This is a genomic window from Aliicoccus persicus (assembly GCF_900110815.1).
GTDB classification, from domain to species: Bacteria; Bacillota; Bacilli; order Staphylococcales; family Salinicoccaceae; genus Aliicoccus; species Aliicoccus persicus.
The window spans coordinates 455,601-482,523 of record NZ_FOIT01000001.1 but is presented as its reverse complement, the minus strand read 5'-3'; the positions used below and the strand labels follow the sequence as shown (position 1 = coordinate 482,523).

The 26,923-nt window shown below is 38.3% G+C and carries 27 protein-coding genes; 23 read left to right on the top strand and 4 right to left on the bottom strand.

What is annotated here, in order from left to right:
* Positions 1 to 26 precede the first annotated feature (26 nt).
* The 6 genes from BMW30_RS02330 to recO are packed head-to-tail and all read left to right on the top strand — an operon-like array spanning position 27 to position 3,883.
* Complete coding sequence (locus BMW30_RS02330; protein WP_091473529.1) at positions 27 to 986, top strand: PhoH family protein; 960 nt, start codon at positions 27 to 29, stop codon at positions 984 to 986.
* Positions 973 to 1,437 (top strand): rRNA maturation RNase YbeY, encoded by a 465-nt coding sequence (gene ybeY, locus BMW30_RS02325; protein WP_091473526.1) that lies wholly within the window; start codon positions 973 to 975, stop codon positions 1,435 to 1,437. The genes BMW30_RS02330 and ybeY overlap by 14 nt, the downstream gene beginning before the upstream one ends.
* Entirely contained in the window at positions 1,437 to 1,784 is a 348-nt protein-coding gene (locus BMW30_RS02320) for a diacylglycerol kinase (protein ID WP_180366184.1), read from the top strand. Before ybeY ends, BMW30_RS02320 begins: the two co-directional genes overlap by 1 nt.
* A gap of 12 nt (positions 1,785 to 1,796) precedes the next feature.
* Complete coding sequence (gene cdd / locus BMW30_RS02315) at positions 1,797 to 2,207, top strand: cytidine deaminase (protein WP_091473524.1); 411 nt, start codon at positions 1,797 to 1,799, stop codon at positions 2,205 to 2,207.
* The gene (era, locus tag BMW30_RS02310; RefSeq protein ID WP_091473522.1) at positions 2,204 to 3,109 is read left to right on the top strand and encodes a GTPase Era; all 906 of its coding nucleotides are present in this window, start codon (positions 2,204 to 2,206) and stop codon (positions 3,107 to 3,109) included. Before cdd ends, era begins: the two co-directional genes overlap by 4 nt.
* 12 nt (positions 3,110 to 3,121) lie before the next feature.
* Entirely contained in the window at positions 3,122 to 3,883 is a 762-nt protein-coding gene (recO, locus tag BMW30_RS02305) for a DNA repair protein RecO (protein WP_091473519.1), read from the top strand.
* A gap of 286 nt (positions 3,884 to 4,169) precedes the next feature.
* Here recO and BMW30_RS02300 read toward each other — a convergent pair whose 3' ends face one another.
* Entirely contained in the window at positions 4,170 to 5,540 is a 1,371-nt protein-coding gene (locus tag BMW30_RS02300; protein ID WP_091473517.1) for a glycine--tRNA ligase, read from the bottom strand.
* Positions 5,541 to 5,826: 286 nt separating this feature from the next.
* Here BMW30_RS02300 and BMW30_RS02295 point away from each other — a divergent pair, with 286 nt between their 5' ends.
* From BMW30_RS02295 to BMW30_RS02270, 6 genes are all read left to right on the top strand, one after another.
* Entirely contained in the window at positions 5,827 to 6,651 is an 825-nt protein-coding gene (locus BMW30_RS02295) for a pyruvate, water dikinase regulatory protein (RefSeq protein WP_091473513.1), read from the top strand.
* Positions 6,648 to 8,405 carry a DNA primase gene (dnaG, locus tag BMW30_RS02290; protein ID WP_091473511.1) on the top strand — a complete coding sequence of 586 codons (1,758 nt, stop codon included), beginning with the start codon at positions 6,648 to 6,650 and terminating at the stop codon, positions 8,403 to 8,405. The genes BMW30_RS02295 and dnaG overlap by 4 nt, the downstream gene beginning before the upstream one ends.
* 31 nt (positions 8,406 to 8,436) lie before the next feature.
* A complete protein-coding gene (gene rpoD / locus BMW30_RS02285) occupies positions 8,437 to 9,543 on the top strand; it encodes an RNA polymerase sigma factor RpoD (RefSeq protein WP_091473510.1) in 1,107 nt (368 codons plus the stop codon).
* 96 nt (positions 9,544 to 9,639) lie between these two features.
* Positions 9,640 to 10,029 carry a c-type cytochrome gene (locus BMW30_RS02280; RefSeq protein ID WP_091473508.1) on the top strand — a complete coding sequence of 130 codons (390 nt, stop codon included), beginning with the start codon at positions 9,640 to 9,642 and terminating at the stop codon, positions 10,027 to 10,029.
* Positions 10,030 to 10,085: 56 nt separating this feature from the next.
* A complete protein-coding gene (locus tag BMW30_RS02275; protein WP_091473506.1) occupies positions 10,086 to 10,769 on the top strand; it encodes a tRNA (adenine(22)-N(1))-methyltransferase in 684 nt (227 codons plus the stop codon).
* The gene (locus BMW30_RS02270) at positions 10,759 to 11,835 is read left to right on the top strand and encodes a Nif3-like dinuclear metal center hexameric protein (RefSeq protein WP_091473505.1); all 1,077 of its coding nucleotides are present in this window, start codon (positions 10,759 to 10,761) and stop codon (positions 11,833 to 11,835) included. The genes BMW30_RS02275 and BMW30_RS02270 overlap by 11 nt, the downstream gene beginning before the upstream one ends.
* Before the next feature lie 40 nt (positions 11,836 to 11,875).
* Here the strand turns inward: BMW30_RS02270 and BMW30_RS02265 are convergent, their stop codons facing one another.
* Complete coding sequence (locus BMW30_RS02265) at positions 11,876 to 12,838, bottom strand: 4-hydroxy-3-methylbut-2-enyl diphosphate reductase (RefSeq protein ID WP_091473503.1); 963 nt, start codon at positions 12,836 to 12,838, stop codon at positions 11,876 to 11,878.
* Between the two features lie 132 nt (positions 12,839 to 12,970).
* Here BMW30_RS02265 and BMW30_RS02260 point away from each other — a divergent pair, with 132 nt between their 5' ends.
* The 6 genes from BMW30_RS02260 to BMW30_RS02235 all read left to right on the top strand — a co-directional run bounded on the left by BMW30_RS02260 (position 12,971) and on the right by BMW30_RS02235 (position 18,410).
* On the top strand, positions 12,971 to 14,278 hold the full coding sequence (locus BMW30_RS02260; protein ID WP_091473501.1) for a DEAD/DEAH box helicase: 1,308 nt from the start codon (positions 12,971 to 12,973) through the stop codon (positions 14,276 to 14,278).
* A gap of 8 nt (positions 14,279 to 14,286) precedes the next feature.
* Positions 14,287 to 15,198, top strand: coding sequence for a deoxyribonuclease IV (locus BMW30_RS02255; RefSeq protein WP_091473499.1), 912 nt, complete (start codon positions 14,287 to 14,289; stop codon positions 15,196 to 15,198).
* 79 nt (positions 15,199 to 15,277) lie between these two features.
* Positions 15,278 to 16,060 (top strand): metal ABC transporter ATP-binding protein, encoded by a 783-nt coding sequence (locus BMW30_RS02250; RefSeq protein ID WP_091473496.1) that lies wholly within the window; start codon positions 15,278 to 15,280, stop codon positions 16,058 to 16,060.
* Entirely contained in the window at positions 16,057 to 16,908 is an 852-nt protein-coding gene (locus BMW30_RS02245; RefSeq protein ID WP_091473494.1) for a metal ABC transporter permease, read from the top strand. The genes BMW30_RS02250 and BMW30_RS02245 overlap by 4 nt, the downstream gene beginning before the upstream one ends.
* Complete coding sequence (locus BMW30_RS02240; RefSeq protein ID WP_091473493.1) at positions 16,892 to 17,296, top strand: Fur family transcriptional regulator; 405 nt, start codon at positions 16,892 to 16,894, stop codon at positions 17,294 to 17,296. The genes BMW30_RS02245 and BMW30_RS02240 overlap by 17 nt, the downstream gene beginning before the upstream one ends.
* 577 nt (positions 17,297 to 17,873) lie before the next feature.
* Positions 17,874 to 18,410: a hypothetical protein gene (locus BMW30_RS02235; RefSeq protein ID WP_091473491.1), complete on the top strand. Its 537-nt coding sequence runs from the start codon at positions 17,874 to 17,876 to the stop codon at positions 18,408 to 18,410.
* A 409-nt stretch (positions 18,411 to 18,819) separates the two neighbouring features.
* On the opposite strand, the gene ispG is transcribed toward BMW30_RS02235, so the two are convergent.
* Positions 18,820 to 19,935 carry a flavodoxin-dependent (E)-4-hydroxy-3-methylbut-2-enyl-diphosphate synthase gene (gene ispG, locus BMW30_RS02230; RefSeq protein WP_091473489.1) on the bottom strand — a complete coding sequence of 372 codons (1,116 nt, stop codon included), beginning with the start codon at positions 19,933 to 19,935 and terminating at the stop codon, positions 18,820 to 18,822.
* A 27-nt stretch (positions 19,936 to 19,962) separates the two neighbouring features.
* Complete coding sequence (locus tag BMW30_RS02225; RefSeq protein WP_091473487.1) at positions 19,963 to 20,718, bottom strand: DUF1189 family protein; 756 nt, start codon at positions 20,716 to 20,718, stop codon at positions 19,963 to 19,965.
* Positions 20,719 to 20,844: 126 nt separating this feature from the next.
* Between BMW30_RS02225 and BMW30_RS02220 the strand changes: the two genes are divergently transcribed.
* From BMW30_RS02220 to pstA, 5 genes are all read left to right on the top strand, one after another.
* Positions 20,845 to 21,447, top strand: a complete 603-nt coding sequence (locus BMW30_RS02220; RefSeq protein ID WP_091473486.1) for a superoxide dismutase — start codon at positions 20,845 to 20,847, stop codon at positions 21,445 to 21,447.
* Positions 21,448 to 21,549: 102 nt separating this feature from the next.
* Complete coding sequence (locus tag BMW30_RS02215; RefSeq protein WP_091473484.1) at positions 21,550 to 23,745, top strand: peptidoglycan D,D-transpeptidase FtsI family protein; 2,196 nt, start codon at positions 21,550 to 21,552, stop codon at positions 23,743 to 23,745.
* A 108-nt stretch (positions 23,746 to 23,853) separates the two neighbouring features.
* The gene (locus BMW30_RS02210) at positions 23,854 to 24,978 is read left to right on the top strand and encodes a PstS family phosphate ABC transporter substrate-binding protein (RefSeq protein ID WP_091473482.1); all 1,125 of its coding nucleotides are present in this window, start codon (positions 23,854 to 23,856) and stop codon (positions 24,976 to 24,978) included.
* Between the two features lie 119 nt (positions 24,979 to 25,097).
* On the top strand, positions 25,098 to 26,024 hold the full coding sequence (gene pstC / locus BMW30_RS02205; RefSeq protein WP_091473480.1) for a phosphate ABC transporter permease subunit PstC: 927 nt from the start codon (positions 25,098 to 25,100) through the stop codon (positions 26,022 to 26,024).
* Between the two features lies 1 nt (position 26,025).
* The gene (pstA, locus tag BMW30_RS02200; RefSeq protein WP_091473478.1) at positions 26,026 to 26,907 is read left to right on the top strand and encodes a phosphate ABC transporter permease PstA; all 882 of its coding nucleotides are present in this window, start codon (positions 26,026 to 26,028) and stop codon (positions 26,905 to 26,907) included.
* Positions 26,908 to 26,923 lie beyond the last annotated feature (16 nt).

Here is a 26,923-nt window from a genome sequence, read left to right as displayed (position 1 = left end):
ACGAATAAATCAAAAGGGGTTTGTAAATGCCAAACATTTTGAATATAGAAAGCTTAGATGAAGCACAACAATTAATTGGTGCAAATGACCAACACATCACATATTTAGAGGAAGAGTTCGGCGTGAAGATTCATACGCTAGGTAATGAATTCACAGTTTCCGGTGATGATGAGGCAGTTGAGCAGGTAGAAGACATCATGATTAATTTATTAAAAATAATTCAACGTGGTATGTCTATTAATTTACGCGATGTACAATCTGCGGCTTCGATGGCTAAAAAAGGAACAATTGAATATTTAGCTGACATGTATAACGAAGAGATCGCAAAAGATACAAAAGGTAAATCTATCCGTGCGAAAACGACAGGTCAAAGACTCTATATTGAAAATATTTTTAGAAGTGATTTAACTTTTGGTGTCGGTCCAGCTGGTACAGGGAAAACATTTTTAGCGGTTGTTATCGCATGCCAAATGTTGCGTGAAAACAAAGTAAAACGCATCGTTTTGACACGCCCAGCAGTTGAAGCCGGAGAGAACTTAGGTTTCTTACCAGGTGACTTAAAAGAGAAAGTCGACCCTTATTTGCGTCCTTTATATGACGGTTTGCACACGATTTTAGGTGTAGAGACCACTGACCGTTTGATTGAGCGCGGGACGATTGAAGTGGCACCACTGGCGTATATGCGTGGACGTACATTGAATGAAGCGTTTGTCATTTTAGATGAAGCACAGAATACGACTGAAATGCAGATGAAGATGTTTTTAACGCGTTTGGGATTTGAATCAAAGATGGTTGTGACAGGAGACGTCACACAGATAGACTTACCAAAAGGAACGCGCAGTGGTTTAGTTGATGGATTATCTAAACTGGAGAATGTTAAAGGGGTAGCAATCAATCGTTTGGATGATTCAGACGTTGTGAGACATCCACTCGTATCAAAAATAATACGTGCTTACGATAAGGAGAACCTAGATGCTAACAATTGATTTTATTGATGATCGCAGCGTATTAGACGATGACATTAAAACGAGTACGGAAGCATTGCTACAGTTTGCTTATACGTATTTAAAACAAGAAGAAGAGGCAGAGCTTAGTGTGTCATATGTAACAAACGAAGAAATCCAAAAGATCAATCGAGATTATCGAAATAAAGATGAAGTAACCGATGTCATCAGCTTTGCCATGGAAGATGGCGATGATGAAATTGATGTTGAAGGTGCTGAACGCGTGCTTGGTGATATTATAATTGCCGATGACGTTGCGAGAAACCAAGCGGCTGAATATGGTCATTCAAATAAACGTGAATACTTATTTCTAGCATTACATGGCTTCTTACATCTGATGGGCTATGATCACATCGAAAAAGATGAAGAAGTTGAAATGAATCGTTTACAAGATGATATATTAAATGAATTTGGTATTTCTAGAGATGCGTAATGGATAAAGTGATACAACGATTTAGAAACACGTTTAATGGCTGTATCGCGTTATTTAAGAAAGATACAAACTTTCTTATTCATTTAATCATTGCATTCATCGTCATTATCATTAGTTTCGCAATTGGTACTACACAAGTAGAGTGGTTGTTTATCATCAGTGCAATTATGATTGTATTTATAACAGAAGCGGTCAACACATCGATTGAAACGGCAGTAGATTTGGTGACGAGAAAAAGGCATCCACTTGCGAAAATAACTAAAGATGTGAGTGCTTTTGCAGTTCTCTTAGCATCGATATATGCCTTAATCGTTGGATTTATTATTTTTATCCCATATTTGTTTTAAGGAGTGAAGGAAATGAACGATGGTATTTTTAAAGAAGAATGGTTAGAAGAAGTAAGAGTGGCACAATCTCGTGCGTATACACCGTATTCGAAATTTAATGTTGGCGCTCTGTTAATTACTGAAGATGATGAATACGTATATGGTGCGAACATTGAAAACGCTTCGTACTCACCGACAATTTGTGCGGAGCGTTCAGCACTCGTCAGCGCGTATTCACAAGGTATTACGAAGTTTAAAGCGATTGTGATTACGACAGATGTTGATACGCCATCAAGTCCTTGTGGCGTGTGCAGACAAGTTCTAAAAGAACTGACGCATGATGAAATGCCGGTTTATATGACGAACCATAAAGGCGACATCGTGAAACGTACGGTAGATGAATTGTTACCGCTTGGTTTTTCTGGAAAGGATTTAAATGAATGAGTGAAGAATTCAAATCAGGTTTTATAAGTATTATCGGTAGACCGAACGTCGGAAAGTCTACATTTATGAATAAAGTACTGGGTCAAAAAATTGCAATTATGTCCGATAAACCGCAGACAACACGCAATAAAGTCCAAGGTGTTTACACGAAAGATAATGCACAGATGATCTTTATTGACACGCCAGGCATTCATAAGCCGAAGCATGAGCTTGGGGAACACATGATGAAAGTGGCACGCAATACACTTCGTGAGACAGAAGTTATTTTATTTTTAGTGAATGTGGCTGAAGAAATCGGGCGTGGTGATGAATTCATAATAGATATGTTAAAGAATACGACGACGCCAATTATTCTCGTGTTAAATAAGATTGACTTGGTACACCCAGATCAATTAATTAAACAAATCGATGTCTATAAAGACAAGTTAAATTTCAGTGATATCGTTCCAATTTCAGCGCTGCAAGGTAATAATATTGAACGCTTACTTGAAGTAATTGAGTCACATCTACCACCAGGACCGATGTATTATCCTGCGGACCGCGTGACCGATCATCCGGAACACTTTATCGTGAGTGAACTGATACGTGAGAAAGCACTGCATTTAACGAGCCAAGAGATTCCACATGCAATCGGTGTGGAAGTAGAAAAAATGAAGGCTGAAAATGAAGGCGATAAAGTACATGTTCAAGCGACGATATTCGTTGAACGTGAGTCACAAAAAGGGATGGTTATCGGCAAGGGCGGCAAGATGTTAAAAGAAATTGGTAAGCTTGCACGTGTTGATATTGAGCATCTCCTCGGTTCTAAAGTGTATTTAGAACTTTGGGTGAAAGTGCAAAAAGATTGGCGGAACAAGAAGAACTTTATCCGTGGTTTAGGTTATAAAGATGATGAATATTAAATAGGTGAAGAAATGCTGTATAAACAACAAGGTTTTGTAATTAGACAAACAAATTATAGTGAATCAAGTAAAATCATCACGATGCTGAACGAACAAGGTGTTCAAGTACCGATGATGGCGCGTGGTTTCAATAAACCGAATAATGCGTTTCAAACTTTAAAACAAGGCATTAATGAAACGTTGTTTACGTATAGCAAACATAAAGGGATGGGAACACTGACTGAAGTGGAGCCCATCCATAACTATAAAGCGATCAATAAAGACTTTGATTTGTATTACTATGCGTCTTACATACAAGAAGTTGTCATCCGAGGTATGGAAGGCGGCCTCGAATCAAAAGGTTTTTATGTATTGCTGAAAAAAGGCTTTGATCTGTTAGAAGCAGGCGGCGAGCGCAATGCTGTTTTGAGCTTTATCTTGATTAAAATGATGAAGTTTTACGGTGTAGAACTGCAGGCGGAATATTGTGAAATATGTGGTGAGACGGATTATAAGTTATTTGACCGCTACAGCTATGAACATCATGGCATCATCTGTACGAACTGTTTTAATGAACTCGAACATTTAAGAACTGTCCCGGTGAGTAATAAGATTTTATATTTTGCGCAGTTGTTTAAAAAGACGAAAATCTTACAGATGAATTCTGTGAAGATGTCTCAAGAGAATGGTGAGAATTTAAGGCGGTTTATTGAGCATCTCTATGATGAATATACTGGTGTGTTTTTTAAATCGAGGAAGCTGATAGAGACAGGTCATTCAGAGGGGACAGAGTGATAGGTGAATTAATTTTTTCGTGCCAATGAGCAAGTCTCACAGTCCGTCAAATCCATTTGCGAGTCCGTGAGCTCATCTCACAGTCCGTCAAATCCTTTTGCGAGTCCATGAGCTCATCTCATAGTCCGTCAAACCCATTTGCGAGTCCATGAGCTCATCTCACAGTCCGTCAAATCCATTTTCATAAATCAAACCCCATACTAAACAACCCACTCACACAAAAAAAGCACTTGCCAAACTTTATCGGCAAGTGCTTTCAAATTATTCAAAACCTACAAGATGTATTTTAGTATTTCATTTTCTCTTTTAAGTAAGCTTTCACTTCATCAATTGGTATACGTGTCTGTTCCATTGTATCGCGGTCGCGTACTGTCACTGACTGATCTTCTAATGAGTCAAAGTCGAATGTAATGCAGTAAGGTGTACCAATCTCGTCTTGACGACGGTATCGTTTACCGATTGATTGTGATTCATCAAACTCAACGTTGAATTCTGAAGCAAGCAATTCGTAAACTTTAATTGCATCATCACTTAACTTTTTAGATAAAGGTAAGACAGCTGCTTTAAATGGTGCCAGTTGTGGATGGAAACGCAATACTGTGCGCGTGTCGCCACCTTCTAATGTTTCTTCATCGTATGCATCACATAAAAATGCAAGTGTCACACGGTCTAAACCGACTGACGGTTCAATACAATATGGAATATATTTTTCGTTCGTTTCTGGATCGTGATATCTAAAGTCTTCGTTTGAATGTTCCATATGTTGTTTTAAATCAAAATCAGTACGACTCGCGATACCCCATAATTCTCCCCAACCAAACGGGAATTTGTACTCGATATCTGTCGTTGCATTCGAGTAGTGCGACAGTTCATCTTCATCGTGATCTCTCAGACGTCGATTTTCTACTTTTAAACCTAAATCTTGTAACCATTGATCACTTGTTTCAATCCAGTATTTTTGCCATTCTAATTCTTCACCGGGTTTACAGAAAAACTCGAGTTCCATCTGTTCGAATTCTCTCGTTCTGAACGTGAAGTTACCTGGTGTAATCTCGTTACGGAATGATTTACCAACCTGACCGATACCGAATGGTAGTTTTTTACGCATCGTACGCTGTACATTTTTATAGTTAACAAAAATACCTTGTGCTGTTTCAGGACGTAAGAAAATCTCATTTGTTGAAGACTCCGTTACACCTTGGAATGTTTTGAACATCAGGTTAAATTGACGAATATCCGTATAGTTGTGATGACCACAATTTGGACACGTAATATTTCTTTCGTTGATGATTTCAATCATTTTTTCAAAGCTTAAACCATCCGCGACGAAGTTTTCATCTTCTTTTTGAATGACATCTTCAATCAATTTGTCTGCGCGATGACGGCTCTTACATTCTTTACAGTCGATCATTGGGTCGTTGAAGTTCGATAGATGACCACTTGCTTCCCAAGTTTTTGGATTCATTAAAATTGCAGAATCGAGTCCGACATTATACGGTGATTCTTGAATGAATTTTTGCCACCAAGCTTTTCTGACATTATTTTTTAATTCCGTTCCGAGTGGACCATAGTCCCACGTATTTGCTAAACCACCATAAATCTCACTGCCTGGAAAGACAAATCCACGCGTCTTAGATAAGTTAACAATCTTTTCCATAATAATTTCCCCCTTAAAATATAAAAACCCCTAGACAACAGTTAAGTTATCTAGGGGCGAGTAAAAACCCACGGTTCCACCCTAATTGAAAATAGACTTCATTTTAAATATTTATAATCTTTGTGTTCGTGCTTTGCCATTTTAATGTTGTTAAGCTCTCACTGTCCCTAACTCGCTTAGTCACATATTATACCGACACACTGAAATTGTCAACGTTTCATACATTTTGAATTCATGAGATGCTGTTATATAATTACTGTACTAATGAAACAAGAAGGGTATACGTATGCGTCCACTAAAAATACTTATCGCGTCAGACTCAGTCGGAGAAACTGGAGAAAATGTAGCACGTGCATCACTCGCACAATTTAATATTTCAAGTGTGAAAGAAGTTATGATTCGCTATCCTTACATCGATTCTGAAGAAACGATTGATGATATGATTGTCGTCGCGAAAGAAAACGATGCAATTGTCGTTTATACGATGGTAAAACCGGATATGAAAGCTTACATGGAGCGCCGTATGGTTGAAGAAAACATCCCGCATATCGATGTCATGGGACAATTACTGGAGATGTTGAGTGTACGTTTGGATGAAGTACCATTCTATGAACCAGGACTCGTTCACCAGCTCGATGAAGATTATTTTAAGAAGATTGAAGCGATTGAATTTGCCGTAAAGTTCGATGATGGTAAAGATGTGTCAGGTCTTGAGAAAGCAGACATCGTACTCATCGGTGTGTCGAGAACATCCAAGACACCACTCAGCCAGTTTTTAGCACACAAAAAATATAAAGTGATGAACGTGCCCGTGTTGCCTGAAGTAAATATACCAAAAGAATTATTAGAAATAGATCCTAAAAAGTGTGTCGGTCTGATTATCGATGAAAACAAGCTCAATAAGATACGTAAAGAACGTTTGCAACAACTCGGCTTAAACAGTGCAGCACAGTATGCAAAAAATGAGCGAATAAAAGAAGAGATTGCACATTTTAAAAAGATTATCGAGCGTATTGGCTGTCCTGTTATCGATGTGAGTGATAAGGCAATTGAAGAGACAGCAAATGAAATTATTAAATATATCGACAATCAGCGTGATATTAAAGGATGATGATTGTGAACAATAATAACAATTTAATAAGCGAAATTAAAAATCAGGTGGATCTTGTGGAATACATTGGGCAATATGTCAATTTGGAGAAAAAGGGGAAGAGTTATCTTGGCTTATGCCCGTTTCATAATGAAAAGACACCGTCTTTCCACGTAAATCCAGAATACAAAGTATTCAATTGTTTTGGTTGTAACAAAAGCGGTAGTGTTATTGACTTTGTTGCTGAAATTGAAAACAAAACGATTAAACAGTCGATTCAACAACTTGCAAAACACATCGGTGTTGAAGTATCAGGTGTAACAGAAGCGGAAACACCGGAGTCTCAGATGATGGAGATGCATGCATTTGTGACGAAGATGTATCATCACGTGCTCGTAGATACGCGTGAAGGTGAACAAGCACTTAATTACTTAATAAACCGTGGCTTCACACTTGAGACAATCAAGTCAGAAATGATTGGTCTCGCACCAGAAAAGAAAAACTTTACGACAGAACTACTTGAAAAACGCGGCATGAATTTAGAACTCGCAGTACGCGGTGGTCTGATCGGTAGAAATGAGAATCGGAACGATTATTACGATAAGTTCAGAGCACGTATAACGATACCGATAAAAAATCATCAAGGAGCGTTTATCGGCTTCACTGCACGTACACTCGGTTCAGATCATCCTAAGTACATCAACACGAGTGAAACGAATATATTCAAAAAACAACAAATATTATTCAATCTGTCAGATGCGAGACGCGCAATCGCAGAAAGCCGTGAACTCATCATCATGGAAGGACATTTAGACGTCGTTAAAGTGAAAGCTAGCGGTGTAAAAAATGTCGTTGGATTGATGGGTACAGCACTTTCAGATACTCATATCAACACGATAAAAACCGTCACTGACAATGTCACACTGATGTTTGATGGGGATGAAGCAGGACGTAATGCTCAATTCAAACACGGTGAGAAATTACTAAAAATGGGTCTAAACGTATATATGTTAAGCGTACCAGATGGCTTAGATCCAGATGAATATATTGAGAAGCATGGAGAAGAGAAGTTTAATTACTTCGTTAGAAATGGAAAAACACATGCTGTTAAGTATATGGCAGATCAACTCATTGATGATAGCCGCTCAAATGATATACGATTCAATGAAAATATAAAGTTTTTAAAACGTATGCTCAGTTACGTGAAAGATCCGATTCTGTTGCAGCGGTTACTTGATGATGTGAGTGAACTTTACAGTGTAAGCCCAGAATTACTAGCTACATCGCAGAGTAGAGTGCCGAATTACCCAAATAATAATCAAGTTGTACCACGCGTGTCATCACATTTATTTTCTCGAGATTTTAAAGAAATACAGCTGTTAAAAATATTTCTAACTGATCCAGATTTAATGATGAAAAATAAAGAATTTCTATCATCAGAAATCTTTACTTCCGAGGTGATTTATAGTATATTTAGAAAGTTAGTCTTTTACTACGAAACCCACGGAACTATTGATCTCTCCACTTTTCAATCAGAACTAGAAACCCATGAGCAAGAAGAATTGCAAAAAATTAAACAGCTGAAAATAAATGATGGTGTGAATCAATCGATCATTGATGATTACATTGATGATTTAAGTGGTATTCGTAATAGTAAGAAAGAAAGAGAACTTTTATCTCGTCAATTAAAGATTGCACAACAAGCAGCGGATATTGATGAGATTAAGCGGTTGACGGAACAATATAGAATTATCAGCGTACGTCACAAAAATTAATCGCTGTATGTGCTATTAGGAGGCATAGTTTATGTCAGAAAAAATCACTTCTTCAAAAGCAGATGAACTAGAAATTTTCACAACAGTTGAACAAGCGAGAGCGGCATTAATTGAGAAGGGTAAGAAGGAAGGTCACTTATCACACGAAGAAATTGCCGATAAACTATCTAACTTTGAACTCGATGCAGATGCAATGGATGAATTCTTTGAAGAAATCAAAGAAAATGATATAGACATGATCAACGAGAAAGATTCATCAGACACTGATGAAAAATTGAATTTACACGATATGAGTGCACCACCTGGGGTTAAGATTAATGACCCAGTGCGCATGTATTTAAAAGAAATTGGACGCGTGAACTTACTCAATGCACAAGAGGAAATCGAACTTGCAAAACGCATTGAAAAGGGCGATGAGGAAGCAAAGAGTAGACTTGCTGAAGCAAACTTACGACTTGTTGTTAGTATTGCGAAACGCTACGTCGGCCGCGGCATGCTATTCTTGGATTTAATTCAAGAAGGTAACATGGGTCTGATTAAAGCCGTTGAGAAGTTCGACTTCAACAAAGGGTTTAAGTTCTCGACGTATGCAACGTGGTGGATTCGACAAGCGATTACACGTGCGATTGCTGACCAAGCGCGTACGATTCGTATCCCAGTCCATATGGTAGAAACAATCAATAAATTAATCCGTGTTCAACGTCAATTGTTACAAGATTTAGGGCGTGAACCTTTACCAGAAGAAATTGGTGAAGAGATGGATTTACCTGCTGAAAAAGTAAGAGAGATTTTAAAGATCGCGCAAGAGCCAGTATCACTTGAAACACCAATCGGTGAAGAAGATGATTCACATCTTGGCGATTTTATCGAAGACCAAGAAGCACAAAGTCCAGCCGACCATGCTGCATATGAACTATTAAAAGAACAGCTTGAAGACGTGCTCGACACATTGACTGATCGTGAAGAAAATGTACTTCGCTTACGCTTTGGTTTAGATGATGGTAATACGCGAACACTTGAAGAAGTCGGAAAAGTGTTTGGCGTAACGCGAGAGAGAATTCGTCAAATAGAAGCGAAAGCGTTAAGAAAACTACGTCATCCAAGCCGTAGTAAACGTTTGAAAGATTTCATGGATTAATTTCAAAAAAATAATTTTGTTAAAATGTATTTGATTTTCTAGTTGGATATTATACAATGTATATAAGATTGAGTGAAAAATATAGGAGGAACTACGATGAACAATAATCCTGCGATTCCATTTTTATTAATCATCCTATTAGGAATTGGTTTGGTTTTCCTACTTTCTGCTTATGGTGCTGATCAGATGAATAACGAAACTGATACTGCAGATAGCTCAGAATCAACAGAAGAATCTGATGATTCAGGTGAAGAAGGAGACGAAACTGCTTCTACTAGCGATTTTGATCCAGAAACTTTCGCACGTGATAACTGTGCTTCATGTCATGGTCAAGATTTCACTGGTGGAATGGGTCCTGACATATATGGTAAAGATCCAGAAACATTCATGTCAGTTGTACGTGAAGGTCAAGGTCCAATGCCAGCATTCTCAACTGACCAAATCAGTGACGAAGATTTAGAAGTATTAGCTGCACACTTCGAATAGTTAATATAAAACTTCTACATGAGGCCATGTAGAAGTTTTTTTATGGAGGTTTACGCATGTTAGATGAACGGTTAAATACGGTTTTAAGTTATGTAGAGGGACCAACGTTACTCGACATTGGTTCCGACCATGCTTATTTACCAATACAAGCACTAAAAAAAAATATCATAAAAAAAGCAATTTGCGGAGAAGTTGTAGAAGGTCCATACAGATCATCAAAAAAGAATGTTGCACAGTATGGTTACACGAACCGTGTAGATGTAAGACTTGGAGATGGACTAGAAGTCGTCGAACCTACAGATCAAATCGATACGATATCTATCTGTGGCATGGGTGGACCACTCATTGCCTCGATACTCGAAAAAGGTCTACAAACAATCAACCAACGCCCTAAAATAGTCGTACAAGCAAATACGTACACATATCCAATACGAAAAATATTGCAGGCTTTTAATTACACAATATTAAATGAAAAAGTCGTCAAAGATAAACATCATTATTACGAAATCATCGTGGCTGAGCTGAGTGACGAACAGATAAATTATACCGAGCAAGAACTAAAATTTGGACCAGTATTCCTAAAACGACGTGATGAATTGTTTATAGACATGCTAAGACGGGAACTCGAGCACCAACAGCGTATTGAAGCGCAGATGAGACTTGGTTCCTCATTAGACAATATAAAGCAAATCGAACTAAAAATTAGTGAGTTAAAGGAAGTGATTCAACATGAAGGTTAATGATCTACTAAATATAGTCAATAATATCTCACCTCTACATTACGGTGAGTCGTGGGATAACAATGGCCTGCTTGTTGGAGATGAGCAAGCAGAAGTGACTGGCATTTTGACAACGCTCGATTGTCACCCAGATGTCGTTAAAGAAGCAATTGATCAAAACATAAATGTAATCGTCAGCCATCATCCATTAATTTTTTCTAAACTCAGCAAGGTAACTGAAGATGGAATAGGATCGATTATTCGCACGTTGATCAAGCATGATATTAACTTAATCTCAATTCATACACCACTTGATTTCCAACCGTATGGCGTCAGTCACATGATTGCAAAAGCACTTGGATTTAATGAATCAGAAGTGCTGATTAAACAGACAGAGGATTATCAAAAATTGCGTGTGAATGTACCGAAAGAAAATGTCGAAGCGATTAAGACAGGATTAGCAAAAGTCGGGGTCGGCAATCAAGGCGATTATTCAGAGTGCTTTTTTGAGTATCCAGTTCAAGGCCAGTTTAGACCGAATGAAAATGCGAATCCACATATCGGTAAAAACAATGAACTTGAGGTTGTTGAGGAATATATTGTCGAAGCAATATTCCCAACGCATTTAAAGAAACAAGTAATCGAACAATTATATCAAGTGCATCCATATGAAGAACCAGCGTTTGATGTACTGACACTCGAGCGTGAGATTGAAATCGGACTTGGTGTTAAAGTGTCAGATGAAACAACATTAGATGCTTTAGTTGAAAAAATTAAAGTATTAGAAATATCAGGGTCAATCAATCTAGTGCGAGCGAATGATGCACCAATCAAGTCAATTGGTATCATCGGAGGATCAGGTATGAGTTATGTCAATGATGCGTTTAAAGCAGGCATTGATGTGCTGATTACTGGAGATGTAAAGTATCATGAAGCGTATGATGCGAAGTTGAACAAGCAAAATATCATCGATGTAGGGCATTTTATTGAAGTGGTGATGATGAATGGACTTAAAGATCTGTTAGAAGATAAAGTTTCTGGTTTGCCTGTGAAAGCAAGTAGAGTAAATACGAATCCGTTTGAATAAAAAAAGAGCCGATATTTTAAGTCGACTCTTTCTATCAAAATTAATCCATAATCTTAACTGGTTGTGGATTTTTAATTTTCGGTAAGATTTTTCTGTTTGGTACATTTGATTCTGGATGTACGCGATTTGCTTCATCATAATTTTTAATATAATCAATCACTTCTTTTACAAGCGGTGTCGGTGTAGAAGCACCGGCTGTAATCGCAACTGAATTGATACCTTTAAACCAATCTGTATTTAACTCTGATAATGAGCTAATTCTATATGCATTCGTATGTGCAATCTCTTTAGACACTTGTGCTAATCGATTCGAGTTATTACTCTTCGGGTCACCAACGACGATTAAGAGTTCTGCTTGACCTGCTTGTTCTGCAACTGCTTCTTGTCGCACTTGTGTCGCTAAGCAGATCTCCTTATGCACTTCGATATGCGGGAATTGAACTTTTAATTCATCCATCAAGTGACTGACATCCCATTGACTCATCGTCGTTTGGTTTGTCACAAGCAATGGATAATCATTAAGCGTTGATGGCAGGGCCTCAACATCTTCCAATGTTTCGATTAAGTATACGTCGTCCGGTGCAACACCGACAGCACCTTCTGGCTCAGGATGTCCTTTTTTACCGATATAAACGACTTTGTATCCTTTTTCTGTCTTATTGCGAATCAACTCATGCGTCACTTCTACGTCTGGACATGTTGCGTCGATGCAGACGAGTCCTTTTTCTTTTGCTCGTGCTTTTACTTGTGGACTAACACCATGCGCTGTGAAGATTACAGTACCCTCATCAATCGTTTCTAAAATTTCTAGTCTGTTCGGTCCATCTAATGTAATGATACCTTCCTCTTCAAAAGCATCCGTTACATGTTTGTTGTGTACGATCATACCTAGAATGTATATTGGACGTGGTAAAGATTTGTCGAGCGATGCATTTCTTGCAATGACCATAGCATCTACAACTCCGTAACAGTATCCACGTGGTGTGATTTTAATAATATCCATGCGATATCCACTCCTTCTCCCTGATTATAACTGAAACCAATACGTTTTTGAAATGTTATCGCCACAATTCGCATGTAACTCATACTTAAGGTATAATATTATATTGTTAATAGAGAAAAGTAGGTGAGTAACATGAATGCATTTAAAAGATTTCAAATTTCAGATGATATGCTAGAGGCGATTGAATCGATTGGATTTACACATCCGACACTTGTGCAGGAGCGTGTCATTCCAAAAGTAGGTCGCGGTGAACAGGTGATCGTTCAGTCTGAGACAGGTAGTGGTAAGTCCCATTCCTTTTTAATTCCGATTGTTGACGATATCGATACTGAACAAAATACAACGCAAGCGATTATACTTGCTCCAACACGTGAGTTAGCCAGACAATTGTATGGGATGACTCAAGTATTGTTAGAAAAATTCCCTGAGCATAAATCACAGCTGTTTATCGGTGGTAATGATATAAATCGAGATATGGAGCGCGCAGAACAGCAACCGCATATCGTAATTGGTACGCCGAATCGAATTTTATCTTTAATTCAGTCTGGTTCTTTGAAAGTATCCGCTGCACAGAAAATCGTTATTGATGAAGCAGATATTATGATTGATTTAGGATTTTTAGATACGATTAATCAGATTGCTTCACATTTAAAACAAGGCAGTCAATTTTTAGTATTTTCAGCGACGATTCCAGAGCAGCTTCGTGTGTTTCTACGTAAATATATCGGAGATATTGATGTGATTGTCATTGAGACACCAAAGAACAAGGCTTCGATACATTTTAGTCTAGTTCAAGTGAAAGATGACGACAAACAACAGAAAACATTGGAGCTCGTAAAAACAATTACGCCATATATTGGGATCATTTTTGCGAATTCAAAGGAACGTGTGGACGAACTCTATGATTTCTTGTTGTCTGAAGGCGTAGACGTCGGATTGTTCCATGGTGGATTAAAACCACGTGAACGCAAAAATGAGATCAAGCGTATTCGTGATTTAGAATATACATGGGTTGTGGCAAGTGACCTTGCTGCGCGTGGATTGGATATCGATGGTGCATCACATGTGATAAACTATGATATACCGAAGGAAGAAGAGTTCTTCACACACCGTGTTGGTCGCGTTGGTCGTGGAAACTATGAAGGTGTGGCAATTACGCTGTATACGAATAGAGACGAGAATTTGGTCGATCGGTTAGAGAAAAAAGGGTATAAATTTAACAATGAAGATATCATCGACGGTGCGCTCGCACCCGTTAAGTCGAGAAAGAAACGTTCGACACGTGTCCGTAAGGAAGCGGAGTTAGAAAAGCAACTCGTTCATAAAGTGAGACGTAGCAAAAAGGTTAAGCCGGGCTATAAGAAGAAGTTCCAAGAAGAGTTAAATCAGCTTAAAAGAGAAGCAAGACGCAAGCATTCAAAACAATCTAAGAAAAGGTAGGATTCAACATGCTATTAGGTTCACATGTTTCAATGAGTGGTAAGAGAATGTTAGAAGAGTCGAGTGAAATTGCAGCAGGTTATGGTGCGAACACATTTATGATTTATACAGGTGCGCCACAAAACACGAGAAGAAAGCCTATCGAAGACTTGAACATTGAAGCGGGTAAGGCACATATGGCTGCAAATGGTATTGATAATATTGTCGTACACGCACCATACATCATCAACATCGGTAATACGATTAAACCAAACGTATTTAATTTAGGTGTTGAGTTCTTACAAGACGAAATCGTCAGAACAGAAGCGCTCGGTGCGAAACAGATTGTACTTCATCCCGGTGCACATGTCGGTGCAGGTGTAGACGATGGCATTAAGAAGATTATCGAAGGTTTAAATGAAGTTTTATCAAATAAAAATGATGTACAGATTGCGCTAGAGACGATGGCAGGTAAGGGTTCTGAAATGGGAAGAACATTTGAAGAACTCGCAATGATCATCGATGGTGTCACGAATAATGAGCGTTTGAGTGTATGTTTTGATACATGTCATGTTCATGATTCAGGCTACGATATCGTCAATGACTTTGATGGTGTTTTAAATGAATTCGATAAAATTATCGGAATAGATCGTATTAAAGTCGTTCACGTGAATGACTCTAAAAATATAGTCGGTGCGAGAAAAGATAGACACGAGAACATCGGATTCGGTCATATCGGTTTTGATCGACTGCATAACATCATTACACATGATGCGTTTAAATCGGTGCCTAAGATTTTAGAGACACCGTTTGTGGGACTTGATAAGACTGATAAGCGTGCACCATACAAACATGAGATTGAAATGATTAAAAGTGGCGTGTTCAACGAAAACTTACTCGTTGATATCAATCCAAATATGAAAGATATTGAGCAATCGTAAATACGGTTGCTTTTTTATTTACGAGAATTCAATTTTCTTGTATAGTTTAATCAGAATGATTACGAATTAGGAGAATGAAATGTCAGAAACAATATTTGAAGTCCGGGATTTATCTTACGTCTATACAGATAGACCAGAAAAGACACCGGCATTAAAAGATATCAATTTAAAGATTAATAAAGGTGATTTTTTAGCAATTGTTGGACCAAATGGTTCGGGGAAAACGACGCTTGTGAAGTTGATACTTGGATTGTTATCCATTCAAACGGGTGAAATATTAATCAATGGAAAACGCTCGAGAAAATTTAACAACTGGGATGAAGTAGGTTATGTTTCCCAAAAATCAAACAGCTTCCAAAAAGGATTTCCAGCGACTGTTTCCGAAGTTGTACTAAGTGGATTGACGAAGAAAAAAGGGTTATTCAAATCATTTAATAAGCAAGATTTAGCAGCACGTGACCGTGTATTAGAGCTACTCGATATTAAAGACTTGGCTGATAAAAATATCTCTGCATTATCGGGTGGCCAAACACAGCGCGTATTCATAGCACGTGCGTTGGTAACGAAACCGTCAATCTTAGTTTTGGATGAACCAACAGTCGGAATTGATGCGCGACACGTCAGAGAATTCTATGATGTGCTCAGCAGACTTAAAAATGAAGAAGTCACAATCTTACTCGTCACACATGACATCGGCGTCGTTGTCGATAAGGCAGACAGTGTAGCGTGTATTAATGAGCACTTGCACTTCCATGGATCGAACCATGACTTCCAACAGTTGGATGAAGCGGAAATATCAAAAATTTATGGATTTCCAATTCAATTCGTCTCACATGACCATGACCGGGAGTGCTGCTCATGATCGAAGCATTTTTAACTTTTGATTTCATCCGCTATTCCGTACTGAGCGGTTTGATTGTCGGTATTATTGCACCACTGATCGGTGCGTTTATCGTGATCAGACGCTTGTCATTGATTGCGGATGCACTCAGTCACGTCACACTCGGCGGTATTGCATTTGGTGTATGGTTATCTTCAATATTTGCAGTGACGATAAACCCACTTGTCACTGGAATAGTGTTCAGCGTTATTGGGGCGCTCGGTATTGAACGACTGCGCACTGTGTACAGTAACTATAAAGAGCTTGCGATTCCAATTATTATGAGTGCAGGTATCGCCATGGGTATCGTACTTTTATCGATGGCAGATGGTATTAACAATAACTTGTTTGCCTATTTATTCGGTAGCATCAGTGCGGTCGGTAAGACCGATTTCTATTTAATAGCAATCATCGCAGTCATTGTATGTCTTTTCATTTTTATACTTTATAAAGAATTGTTCTTATTATCATTTGATGAAGAGTATGCAAATGTGATGAAAGCACCAAAATGGATTCAAATCGCGTTCATCATCGTAGTAGCACTTGTCATCAGTGCGTCGATGAGAATTGTTGGTATATTACTCGTCAGCGCATTGATGACACTGCCCGTAGCCAGTGCCATGCGCGTGACATCAAGTTTTAAACAGCTGATGTTCGTCTCCGTCATATTTGGAGAAATTGCGGTCATATTAGGACTAGTAGCAAGCTATTATTTAAGCATCTCACCAGGTGGTACAATCGTACTCGTGTCATTACTCATTTTACTTGCGACCGTGTTGAAAAAGAGCAATCACAAACAAAGAGGTGAATTAGATGATCAATCAGTATAAAGAACAGCTGAAAGAACATAATTTAAAATTAACCGATAAACGACTAAAGTTAATAGAAGTGCTTGCAGGTGATGAAAAGTATATGAGTGCCAAAGAGATTCAAAGTAAATTGGCAGATTATTTTCCGACGATCAGTTATGACACGATTTATAGAAATTTGCATACACTGACGGATATTGGCGTGTTTGAGCAAACATCACTGGATCAAGAGATGCATTATAAAATTGCATGCGTGACACACCATCACCACCATTTTATTTGCGAGCGATGCGGTGTCACGCAAGTGGTGGAGTACTGCCCAGTTGAAAAATGGCAAAATGAGCTTGGTGATGTGAAATTAAATAGTCATAAAGTCGAGTTGTATGGCTATTGTGAGAAGTGTGCGTAGGTTTTAGTGGGGTATGGTTAGTTAAGTGAGGTTTTGTGGTTCGATTTTATTGTGGTTTGCGTGCCAATGAGCGTTGCTCACTGGCGTGCAGATTGGTTTGCGTGCCAATGAAACTTACTCACAGACACGAAGATTGATTTGCGTTCCAATGAGAGTTGCTCATAGACACGCAGATTAATTTGCTTTCCAATGAGAGTTGCTCATAGACACGCAGATTGATTTGCTTTCCAATGAGAGTTGCTCACTGACACGCAGATTGATTTGCGTTCCAATGAGACTTGTTCATAGACACGCAGATTGATTTGCGTTCCAATGAGAGTTGCTCACTGACACGCAGATTGATTTGCGTTCCAATGAAACTTACTCACTGACACGCAGATTGATTTGCGTTCCAATGAGACTTGTTCATAGACACGCAGATTGGTTTGCGTGCCAATGAGACTTACTCACGGACATGCAAATTGGATTTTGTGCCAACGAAACACGCTCGGCAATGTTTCGCTATTTATCGTAAAGAATTTTGAAGGATTGTCTCACTCAGCATTCACGTATATCTTAAACAGGGAGTGAATGATTGATGGAGCAAGAATTTATAAGAGACTATGTGATGTACGCAGCTATTTTCGGCATACTCAGTTTTGTTTGGTTTGGATGGGCACAGGAAAATCCAAGACAAAGCTGGCGAAAGTATCTTGGAATCGGATCTGCAATCGCATTGATAGTCAGTGCAGTTGGTGTGTATTTTAGTGTGACGAACTGGAGTGAATCTTCAGCTTTGTCAGAGATGGATGCATTTACTATGTACCTGATTGTTTTCTATGCACAACTAATTATTGGTGCGATTGTTGCATTCATATTGATTCGAAAGAAATTGGGAGATTACGTTGCACCGTGGATTGGCCTCTTGGTAGGCATCCACTTTATCTTCCTAGTTGATGTCTTTGAAGATCCGAGTTTATATTTATTAGCTGCAATCATGATAATCATAGCGGTCATCTCACCATGGCTTGCTAAGAAGTTTGAAGTCGGTAATAGTACGATTACTGGAATAGGTAATGGTGTCATCTTGTTGTGCTTCGCTATATTGGGATTAGTTCGATACTTGTTGATGTAAATATTTGAAAAATGGTGTGCCGTGCTTACTCAAGCTCGAAAATTATGTTGAGTGAGTACGGTTTTATGTTTCGAGCTTACTCAGGGAGAAAAAATGCAGAGAGTAAGCACGTCTTGATTCTTGTCTGCCAATTCAGATCATAAATTGGATTTGAATTGGCAGCTTTTTGATTTGCCTGCCAATTCAAGATAAAAATACAGTCTGAATTGGCACTTATTACATTTTCCTGCCAATTCGACTTTAAAAAGTCTAGTGAATTGGCAGCTCTTGGAAAAGGAATGTGAATTTTTAATTACCACTATGTCACGCTCGAAAATCACTCTGAAGTAGCGACCCAAAACATAATCTCACAAAAAAACAGCCACGGAATCCCATACTTCAGATTCCATGACCGTTTCTCATACTCACTCTATTGATTTTCCAACGCTTCTTTTTCTTCTTCTAACTTCTTGTAGTGCTCTTCAGCAAGCTTGTCGATTTCCATTTTCAGTTCGTCAACCATTGTTTCTTCTGGTACTTTTCGAACTGTTTTACCGTGCATGAAGAGTAATCCTTCACCACGTGCACCCGCGATACCGATATCTGCTTCTCGTGCTTCTCCTGGTCCGTTAACTGCACAACCTAAGACTGCAACTTTTAGTGGTGCTTTCACATCTGCGATATATTCTTCGACTTCATTCGCAATCGAAATTAAGTCGATCTCAATTCGTCCACATGTAGGGCATGCAATCAATGTTGCTGCGTTGCTCGCAAGTCCGAATGTCTTTAATAGTTCGCGTCCGACTTTAACTTCTTCAACCGGGTCTGCTGATAATGAGATACGCATCGTATTTCCGATACCTTTAGATAAAATTGCGCCGAGTCCTGCTGAACTCTTAACTGTACCGGCAAACAGCGTACCACTTTCTGTAATTCCTAAATGTAGTGGATAGTCGATCAGTTCTGCAATCTTCGTATATGCTTCGATTGCTAAATGGACATCCGACGCTTTCATCGAAACGATGATGTCATGGAAGTCTAACTCTTCTAAGATTTTAATGTGGTGCATCGCACTTTCAACCATACCATCTGCAGTAGGGAATCCATATTTTTTAATGATATGTTTTTCTAAACTTCCGGCATTGACACCAATACGAATTGGAATGCCTTTTTCTTTACACGCATTGACAACGGCTTCTACTTTTTCGCGTCGCCCGATGTTACCTGGATTAATTCTAATTTTATCTGCGCCGCCCTCAATTGCAAGCAGTGCGAGTTTATAGTCAAAGTGAATATCCACTACGAGTGGAATGTTGATGCGCTTTTTAATTTCTGGAATCGCTAAGGCATCTTCTTCTTTTGGACATGCCACACGTACGATTTGACAGCCTGCTTCTTCCAGTCGATTAATCTCAGCAACTGTTGCTTCGACATCATGCGTTTTCGTCGTCGTCATACTTTGGATAACGATCTCTTCATTTCCGCCGATTACTAAATTTCCGACACGCACTGGACGTGTGTCTTTTCTATTTGTTAACTGAGTCATATCAATCAGTGCTCCTTGCATATATTTTTAATTAATATTTGGTTTCTTATTACGATTTGCTGGCAACTTATTGTAATAGTGTACGATAAACGGAATTGACAGTAAGATAATCAGATAGAATGAGTAACCGAAAATTATCTGAATCAATACGTAAGGTACAAGTAATATGATACAGATAAATGTCACAAATTTAAACCAATTCATAAACCGTGATTTTTTCTTCATCATACGACTGACCGCATCTAATGCATAACTAATTACTGTAAGCGATAGGATTGCCATAACAATCATCAAGAAGAATTGTAATGTAAGATACACGAAATAGTAAAAGTATATGCTTGAAAGATGTCTATCAATGAATGCTTTTAAATCATCCTCATCTTGAATCCCGCCGATATAAAAGTATCCAAGCACATCATTTTGCAGGTCTCTGATATAAATGCCATCCTGAATGAATCCTGCAAAAATATGTTGGTCAAAAGTCACCACATCTTCACTTGTCAGATCTTCGTCAAAGATAAAAGACTCTTCTCGGATTGTTATTTCTTTTGATTCTCCAAAATATTGTTCATCTCTAATTTCAAATGATGGAATTTCATCTTCTATGCCTGAAATTGAATTGATCTGATTCACCGTTGAAAGCAATGAAATTGCACTTGGTAATATCAACAGTAATGTAATCAAAATTAAATTATAGAGTAAGTATCTAAAGTTTACTGTGCGAAAAAGTGGGTACTTTTTAAAAGTGAGGGCACGTATAAAGTAGTTAAAATAGCTTGTCATATTTTATATGTCATCCTTGTATCTCGTACTTTTGGTTGATTTTAAATAACCGTGAGTTGCATCATTGTTATTTTATCATCTAATTGCTATATTTAGTATAGAATAAACTTTTGGAGGAGAATAATTATGGCATTTGAATTACCTAATTTACCTTATGCATATGATGCATTAGAACCACATTTTGACAAGGAAACAATGGAGATTCACCACTCTAAACACCACAACACTTACGTTACAAAATTAAACGACGCTGTAAGTGGTACTGAGTATGAAAACAAATCTTTAGAAGATCTTGTTAAAGGATACAAAGACCTACCTTCAGATATTCAAACAGCTGTTAGAAATAACGGTGGTGGACACTATAACCATTCATTCTTCTGGGAAGTATTATCTCCAGAACAAAATGAATTATCAGGCGAATTAAAAGACGCAATCGATGCAAAATTCGGTTCTGTTGATAGATTCAAAGAAGAATTTGAAGCTGCAGGTGCTGCACGATTCGGTTCTGGTTGGGCATGGTTAGTATTAAACAACGGAGAACTAGAAGTTGTTTCTACACCAAATCAAGATAACCCAGTAACTGATGGTCAAACACCTTTACTTGGTGTTGACGTTTGGGAACATGCTTACTACTTAAAATATCAAAACAAACGCCCAGAATATTTAAAAGCATTCTGGAACGTAGTAAACTGGGACAAAGTTACAGAAATTTACAATGCTAACAAATAATATTTAAATTGAGGCGCATGATTATCATGCGTCTTTTTTTGTGTTCAAAATATCTTATTCACCCCGAATTATGTTAAAATTATTCTATTAAGTTTTGAAGGAATGAGCATTTTGAAACGTACTAAAATCAAAAACTATAAAATAAATGCGCCTCAAATATTAAAATCAAGAATTAACTTCATACTCTTGATTGTTTTTTTATTATGTTTAACTCTTGTCATTCGGTTAGGACAACTTCAAATCGTTGAAGGCGATACATACCAAGAGCAGATTGAGAACGCGTCATACGTTGAGGTAAATAACAGTGCACCACGTGGTAATATTTATGACAGAAATGGAGAATTACTCGTCGGAAATGAATCTGTCCGCACTGTATTTTTCACAAGACACCGCAATATGCTACCCAATGATATTTTAAGCATCGCTAGAGAATTGAGTGAAGTAATTGAGATGCCAGACGAAACTGTCGGTTTACGTGATCGACAAGATTTCGTATTGAATAACTATTTCGAAAATGTATCAAATATTATCCCAGAACAATATGATATGTTTCAGACAGGGAGTTTATCGTTTAACGATCTTGCACAAGAATTTTATGACGTATCAACGATGGATGATATGGATCGTATATTAGATGATGACGATTTAAATCTCATCAAAATATATATCAAAATGGTCAATGCACAAGAGCTGCAACCAACGATTATTAAGAACGAAGGTGTCTCTGAAAAAGAATTTGCAGATATCAATGAAAACATTGACCCGATTAGCGGTGTGACGACAGGGATGGACTGGAAACGCGAATACCCTTATGATGAATCGCTACGCGTGATTCTCGGTGATGTCTCTACTGCAACAGAAGGTTTGCCAGCTGAGCTCGCAGAATACTATGTTGCTCAAGGCTACTCAAGAAATGATAGAGTCGGTAAGAGCTATTTAGAACTCATGTATGAAGAAGTACTGAGCGGTGAAAAAGAAGTAATTAAATATAGCACGGACCGTTCAGGTACAGTCATTAATCAAGAAGTATTTGACCCTGGCGCACCGGGGGATGATATTTACTTAACCATTGATATTGAATTGCAGCAGGAATTAGAAGATTTAGCAGAGTATCATCTTTTACAATTGCGAAGCATTGCAGAGCGCACAGCGGAGAGAAATGACGCACAAGGAAATATTGATTATACGATTATACCCGATCATGTGTCAACTGTACTGTTAGCTGTTCAGGATCCAAACAATGGTGATATTTTAGCAATGGTCGGCAAACAGATTAACGATGATGGTAATATTGTGGAGTTTGATTATGCCAACTTTACGACGACGTATGCAGTCGGTTCATCCATTAAAGCTGCGGTCATCGCAGCAGGTTACATCAATGATTTATATTCACCCGGACACATCGTGACGGATCGACGCATGGTGTTCCAAGATGGCACTTCAGTTACATCTCTCTTTAATAGAAACAGCGTTTATGATGTAACGGATAGAGAAGCACTGATGGTGTCTTCAAATATTTATATGTTCCAAACTGCATTGTTACTCGCAGGTGAACCGTATGTAGAAGGCATGCAAGTGCCTGCTAATGTAGAGACGGCTGGACGTCAGTTAAGAAGCGTTTTCCAGTCATTTGGTCTTGGTTCGTCAACTGGTCTAGATTTACCGAATGAAGCAGAAGGCATCAGTCCTCCATTTGATTACAATGCAATGGAATATTTAAACTTCTCAATCGGTCAGTTAGATACGTATTCAAACATGCAGTTATTGCAGTATATTTCAACAATCGCTGCAGATGGCCAACGCATGAAACATAACATCGTAAAAGAAGTGAGAAAAGGAGACCCAAATAATGAAAGTCCAATCATTGCAAGTGAGGGTCCTGAAGTGTTAAATATATTGGAATTGAATGATACTGAGCTCGGACAAATTCAACTCGGTTTACACGATGTGTTCCATGGCTCTGATCAGAATAGAAATCTATGGGGAACTGCTTATTTAACACATAGTGATCTTGAACCAGAAGCTGCAGGTAAGACAGGTACAGCTGAAGCATTCTATGAAGGAGAGCAAGTTTTAAACCATACCTTTGTAGGATATGCACCGTATGAGGAACCATCGATGGCATTTTCTGTCGTGATCCCACACATGCCACTTGTCATTCCGTATTTTCCGACAAATCACATTTCAAGAGACGTGATCAATAAGTATTATGAACTCTATGAGGGACAGCCGGCTCAGTCTTATTTCCAATATGATTTCGAAGAAATTTATCAAGGTTTTGTCAGAGGTACATTTTAAAAGTATGGACCTTTACTTAATCTTTACAATTAATTCATTCTAGATTTACATTCATGTTTTATTATATCTAGTGTAAGATTAATAATTAATTTTTGGAGGAATTATACGATGAAAAAACGTTTATTCTCATTTGCTTTACTTTCTGGTTTAGCAGTTACAGCATTTTCAGTAAGCAACGTATCAGCTCAAGAAGCTGGTGAAGTATTAGAAGGTTTAGAAGTAACTTCTGAAGTAGATACAGAAGCAAGTGTTGCTGGTGAAGGTTCATCTACAGTATTCCCAATCTTAAACGTATTAGTTGAAGATTTCTTTGCTGAGTACGACTTAGCTGTTGAACTTGGTGGTAACGGTACTGGTTCTGGTTTCTCTGCTTTAATCGATGGATCAGTTCAATTCGCTAACGCTTCTCGTGATATTAAAGAAGAAGAAGCTGCTGAATTAGATGAAAACGAAATGGACTGGGAAGAATACCTAGTAGCTACTGACGGTTTAACTGTTGCAGTAAACCAAAACATCGATTTCGTTGAAGATTTAACTTTTGAAGAATTAGCTGCTATCTACTCAGGTGAAGCAACGAACTGGAGTGAAGTTCGCGATGACTTCCCTGATCAAGAAATCACTGTTTACGGTCCAACTCAAGACCACGGTACACACGGTTTCTTCGTAGAAACTATCTTCGGTGAAGACGGTGAAGTTGGTGACAACGTTCAGTTAATCCAAGATACAAACGAAGTAGTTCGTTCAGTAGTTAACGACGAAACTGCAATTGGTTTCTTCGGTTACAACTTCTACATGGAAAACCAAGATTCATTAACTGCACTTGCTATCCAGTCTCCTGACATGGATGAGCCAGCAGAACCAACATTCGAAAACGTTATGGACTTCACTTACCCATTAGCTCGTCCATTATACGTATATGCTGACCAAGGTGCTTTAGCTGAAAACACGAGTGCACATGCATTCTTAGAGTATGTAATTATCAACTCTCAAGAAGCTGCTGAAGCTGTTGGTTATGTACCTTTAGATGACGCTGCAGTATTAGAGCAGTACAACAAACTTCCTAACGTTGAGCCTGTAGAATTCGATGCACCAGAAGCTGATGAAGAAGATGCTGATGCTGAAGAAGAAACAGAAGAAGATGCAGATGCTGAAGAAGAAGCTGACACTGAAGAAGAAGACACTGAAGAAGAAGACACTGAAGAAGAAGACGCTGAAGAAGAAGACGCTGAATAATCGACTTCAAAAGACTGAAATATGTCTGGTATTCTTCATGTGAGAATAATATAATAAGCTAGGTGAGAGCGAGTAGAAACATTTACTCGCTCTTTTCAAATGAAAGCGAGGTTCATCATATGACAAAAAACTATAATGTTCAGGAAATGATTGATAAGAACAAAAGTAATTCCTCCAATACGATAGAAAAGTTAATACCAACTATTTTGTTCTTAATCACATCAATTTCAATTTTAGCAACGATTGCAATTCTTTACATACTCGCATCAGAGTCCATTGAATTCTTTAGACGTATTCCATTCATTGATTTTATTACTGGAACTGATTGGCGACCATATTCAGGCGATGCTCAATATGGTATTTGGGCATTGATCAGTGGTACGTTTAGAATCGTAATCATCGCTGCAATTTTTGCTATGCCAATCGGATTAGGCGCAGCGATCTATTTAAGTGAGTATTCAAGTGATACAATCCGAAGAATTATCAAACCAATTCTTGAAGTTTTAGCTGGTGTACCGACGGTTGTTTACGGTTACTTTGCAATAAACTTCGTTACACCAATTTTAAGAAGTATTTGGTCAGAAGTTGATTTATTTAACGCAATTTCACCAGGAATCGTAGTTGGTATTATGATCATACCGATGATTGCCAGCTTAAGTGAAGACGCAATGAGTTCTGTTCCACGTGCAATGCGCGAAGGATCATACGGAATGGGTGCAACAAAAATAGAAACGACATTCAAAGTGGTTATACCAGCAGCAATCTCAGGTATTATGGCATCATTCGTTCTCGCAATTTCTAGAGCGATTGGTGAAACGATGATCGTATCGATTGCCGCAGGTTCTAATCCAAACTTCAGTCTCGATATTACGTCGACATTGCAAACGATGACAGCGTTTATCGTTCAAATTACGAGCGGTGATACTGCATTTGGTACAGATATCTACTATAGTTTATATGCAGTTGGTTTAACGTTGTTCTTCTTTACATTTTTAATGAACATGATATCAATCTGGATATCTAAACGTTTTAGAGAGGAGTATTAAGATGGGTTTAATCGATAAAAAAATTATTGACAATAAAAGAACATCACGCCTCTTCTGGAACAACACAGCAATGGTCGTATTTTTCCTATGTACGCTCGTCGGTTTACTTGTACTCGCAATGTTGATTTATGATACATTGAACGATGGTTTACGATTCCTGAGATGGGATTTCATTACAAATTTTGCTTCTGCGCGTAATGTTGAAGTCTCTGGATTCTATGGTGCAATTATTGGTTCACTGTGGCTCATGCTCGTGACAGCACCAGTTGCCATTATTCTTTCTGTAAGTACTGCGTTGTACTTAGAGGAATATGCACGCAAAGGAAGAGTGACGGATTTTATTAAAATCAACATTTCTAACTTAGCGGGTGTACCTTCTGTCGTATTCGGTTTACTCGGTCTTGGTTTATTCGTTCGTGCGATGTCAATGGGGAACTCAGTACTTGCTGCAGGTTTAACACTCGCATTAATGATCTTACCGGTTATTGCAGTTGCCTCACAAGAAGCAATCAGAGCTGTACCAAGTTCAGTGCGAGAAGCATCGATTGGTATGGGTGCAACAAAGTGGCAAACCGTATCAAGAATTGTGCTGCCTGCTGCTATCCCTGGTATTATTACAGGTATAATCCTTGCATTATCTCGTGCAATCGGTGAAACAGCGCCGCTCGTTGTAATCGGGGTACCGACGACATTGCTCAGAACACCATCATCTGTGATGGACCCGTTCCAGGCGATGCCAATGCAAATTTATTCGTGGGTTAAAATGCCACAGCACGACTTCTCAGATCTCGCTGCAACTGGTATCATAGTACTATTAGCGATATTACTCGCAATGAACTCAGTCGCAATCTTTATACGTAACAAGTTTTCTAGAAAGTATTAATTGAAGGAGGATATTT

Excerpts from the sequence above, each read along its gene's own strand:
- era (WP_091473522.1), top strand. The coding sequence starts at position 2,204 with ATGAGTGAAGAATTCAAATCAGGTTTTATAAGTATTATCGGTAGACCG.
- BMW30_RS02265 (WP_091473503.1), bottom strand. The coding sequence starts at position 12,838 with ATGGATATTATTAAAATCACACCACGTGGATACTGTTACGGAGTTGTA.
- BMW30_RS02225 (WP_091473487.1), bottom strand. The coding sequence starts at position 20,718 with ATGACAAGCTATTTTAACTACTTTATACGTGCCCTCACTTTTAAAAAG.
- dnaG (WP_091473511.1), top strand. The coding sequence starts at position 6,648 with ATGATGATTGTGAACAATAATAACAATTTAATAAGCGAAATTAAAAAT.
- BMW30_RS02330 (WP_091473529.1), top strand. The coding sequence starts at position 27 with ATGCCAAACATTTTGAATATAGAAAGCTTAGATGAAGCACAACAATTA.
- BMW30_RS02255 (WP_091473499.1), top strand. The coding sequence starts at position 14,287 with ATGCTATTAGGTTCACATGTTTCAATGAGTGGTAAGAGAATGTTAGAA.
- pstA (WP_091473478.1), top strand. The coding sequence starts at position 26,026 with ATGGGTTTAATCGATAAAAAAATTATTGACAATAAAAGAACATCACGC.
- BMW30_RS02260 (WP_091473501.1), top strand. The coding sequence starts at position 12,971 with ATGAATGCATTTAAAAGATTTCAAATTTCAGATGATATGCTAGAGGCG.
- BMW30_RS02210 (WP_091473482.1), top strand. The coding sequence starts at position 23,854 with ATGAAAAAACGTTTATTCTCATTTGCTTTACTTTCTGGTTTAGCAGTT.
- BMW30_RS02245 (WP_091473494.1), top strand. The coding sequence starts at position 16,057 with ATGATCGAAGCATTTTTAACTTTTGATTTCATCCGCTATTCCGTACTG.
- BMW30_RS02320 (WP_180366184.1), top strand. The coding sequence starts at position 1,437 with ATGGATAAAGTGATACAACGATTTAGAAACACGTTTAATGGCTGTATC.
- recO (WP_091473519.1), top strand. The coding sequence starts at position 3,122 with ATGCTGTATAAACAACAAGGTTTTGTAATTAGACAAACAAATTATAGT.
- rpoD (WP_091473510.1), top strand. The coding sequence starts at position 8,437 with ATGTCAGAAAAAATCACTTCTTCAAAAGCAGATGAACTAGAAATTTTC.
- BMW30_RS02250 (WP_091473496.1), top strand. The coding sequence starts at position 15,278 with ATGTCAGAAACAATATTTGAAGTCCGGGATTTATCTTACGTCTATACA.
- ybeY (WP_091473526.1), top strand. The coding sequence starts at position 973 with ATGCTAACAATTGATTTTATTGATGATCGCAGCGTATTAGACGATGAC.
- pstC (WP_091473480.1), top strand. The coding sequence starts at position 25,098 with ATGACAAAAAACTATAATGTTCAGGAAATGATTGATAAGAACAAAAGT.
- cdd (WP_091473524.1), top strand. The coding sequence starts at position 1,797 with ATGAACGATGGTATTTTTAAAGAAGAATGGTTAGAAGAAGTAAGAGTG.
- ispG (WP_091473489.1), bottom strand. The coding sequence starts at position 19,935 with ATGACTCAGTTAACAAATAGAAAAGACACACGTCCAGTGCGTGTCGGA.
- BMW30_RS02240 (WP_091473493.1), top strand. The coding sequence starts at position 16,892 with ATGATCAATCAGTATAAAGAACAGCTGAAAGAACATAATTTAAAATTA.
- BMW30_RS02300 (WP_091473517.1), bottom strand. The coding sequence starts at position 5,540 with ATGGAAAAGATTGTTAACTTATCTAAGACGCGTGGATTTGTCTTTCCA.
- BMW30_RS02280 (WP_091473508.1), top strand. The coding sequence starts at position 9,640 with ATGAACAATAATCCTGCGATTCCATTTTTATTAATCATCCTATTAGGA.
- BMW30_RS02215 (WP_091473484.1), top strand. The coding sequence starts at position 21,550 with ATGAGCATTTTGAAACGTACTAAAATCAAAAACTATAAAATAAATGCG.
- BMW30_RS02295 (WP_091473513.1), top strand. The coding sequence starts at position 5,827 with ATGCGTCCACTAAAAATACTTATCGCGTCAGACTCAGTCGGAGAAACT.
- BMW30_RS02275 (WP_091473506.1), top strand. The coding sequence starts at position 10,086 with ATGTTAGATGAACGGTTAAATACGGTTTTAAGTTATGTAGAGGGACCA.
- BMW30_RS02235 (WP_091473491.1), top strand. The coding sequence starts at position 17,874 with ATGGAGCAAGAATTTATAAGAGACTATGTGATGTACGCAGCTATTTTC.
- BMW30_RS02220 (WP_091473486.1), top strand. The coding sequence starts at position 20,845 with ATGGCATTTGAATTACCTAATTTACCTTATGCATATGATGCATTAGAA.
- BMW30_RS02270 (WP_091473505.1), top strand. The coding sequence starts at position 10,759 with ATGAAGGTTAATGATCTACTAAATATAGTCAATAATATCTCACCTCTA.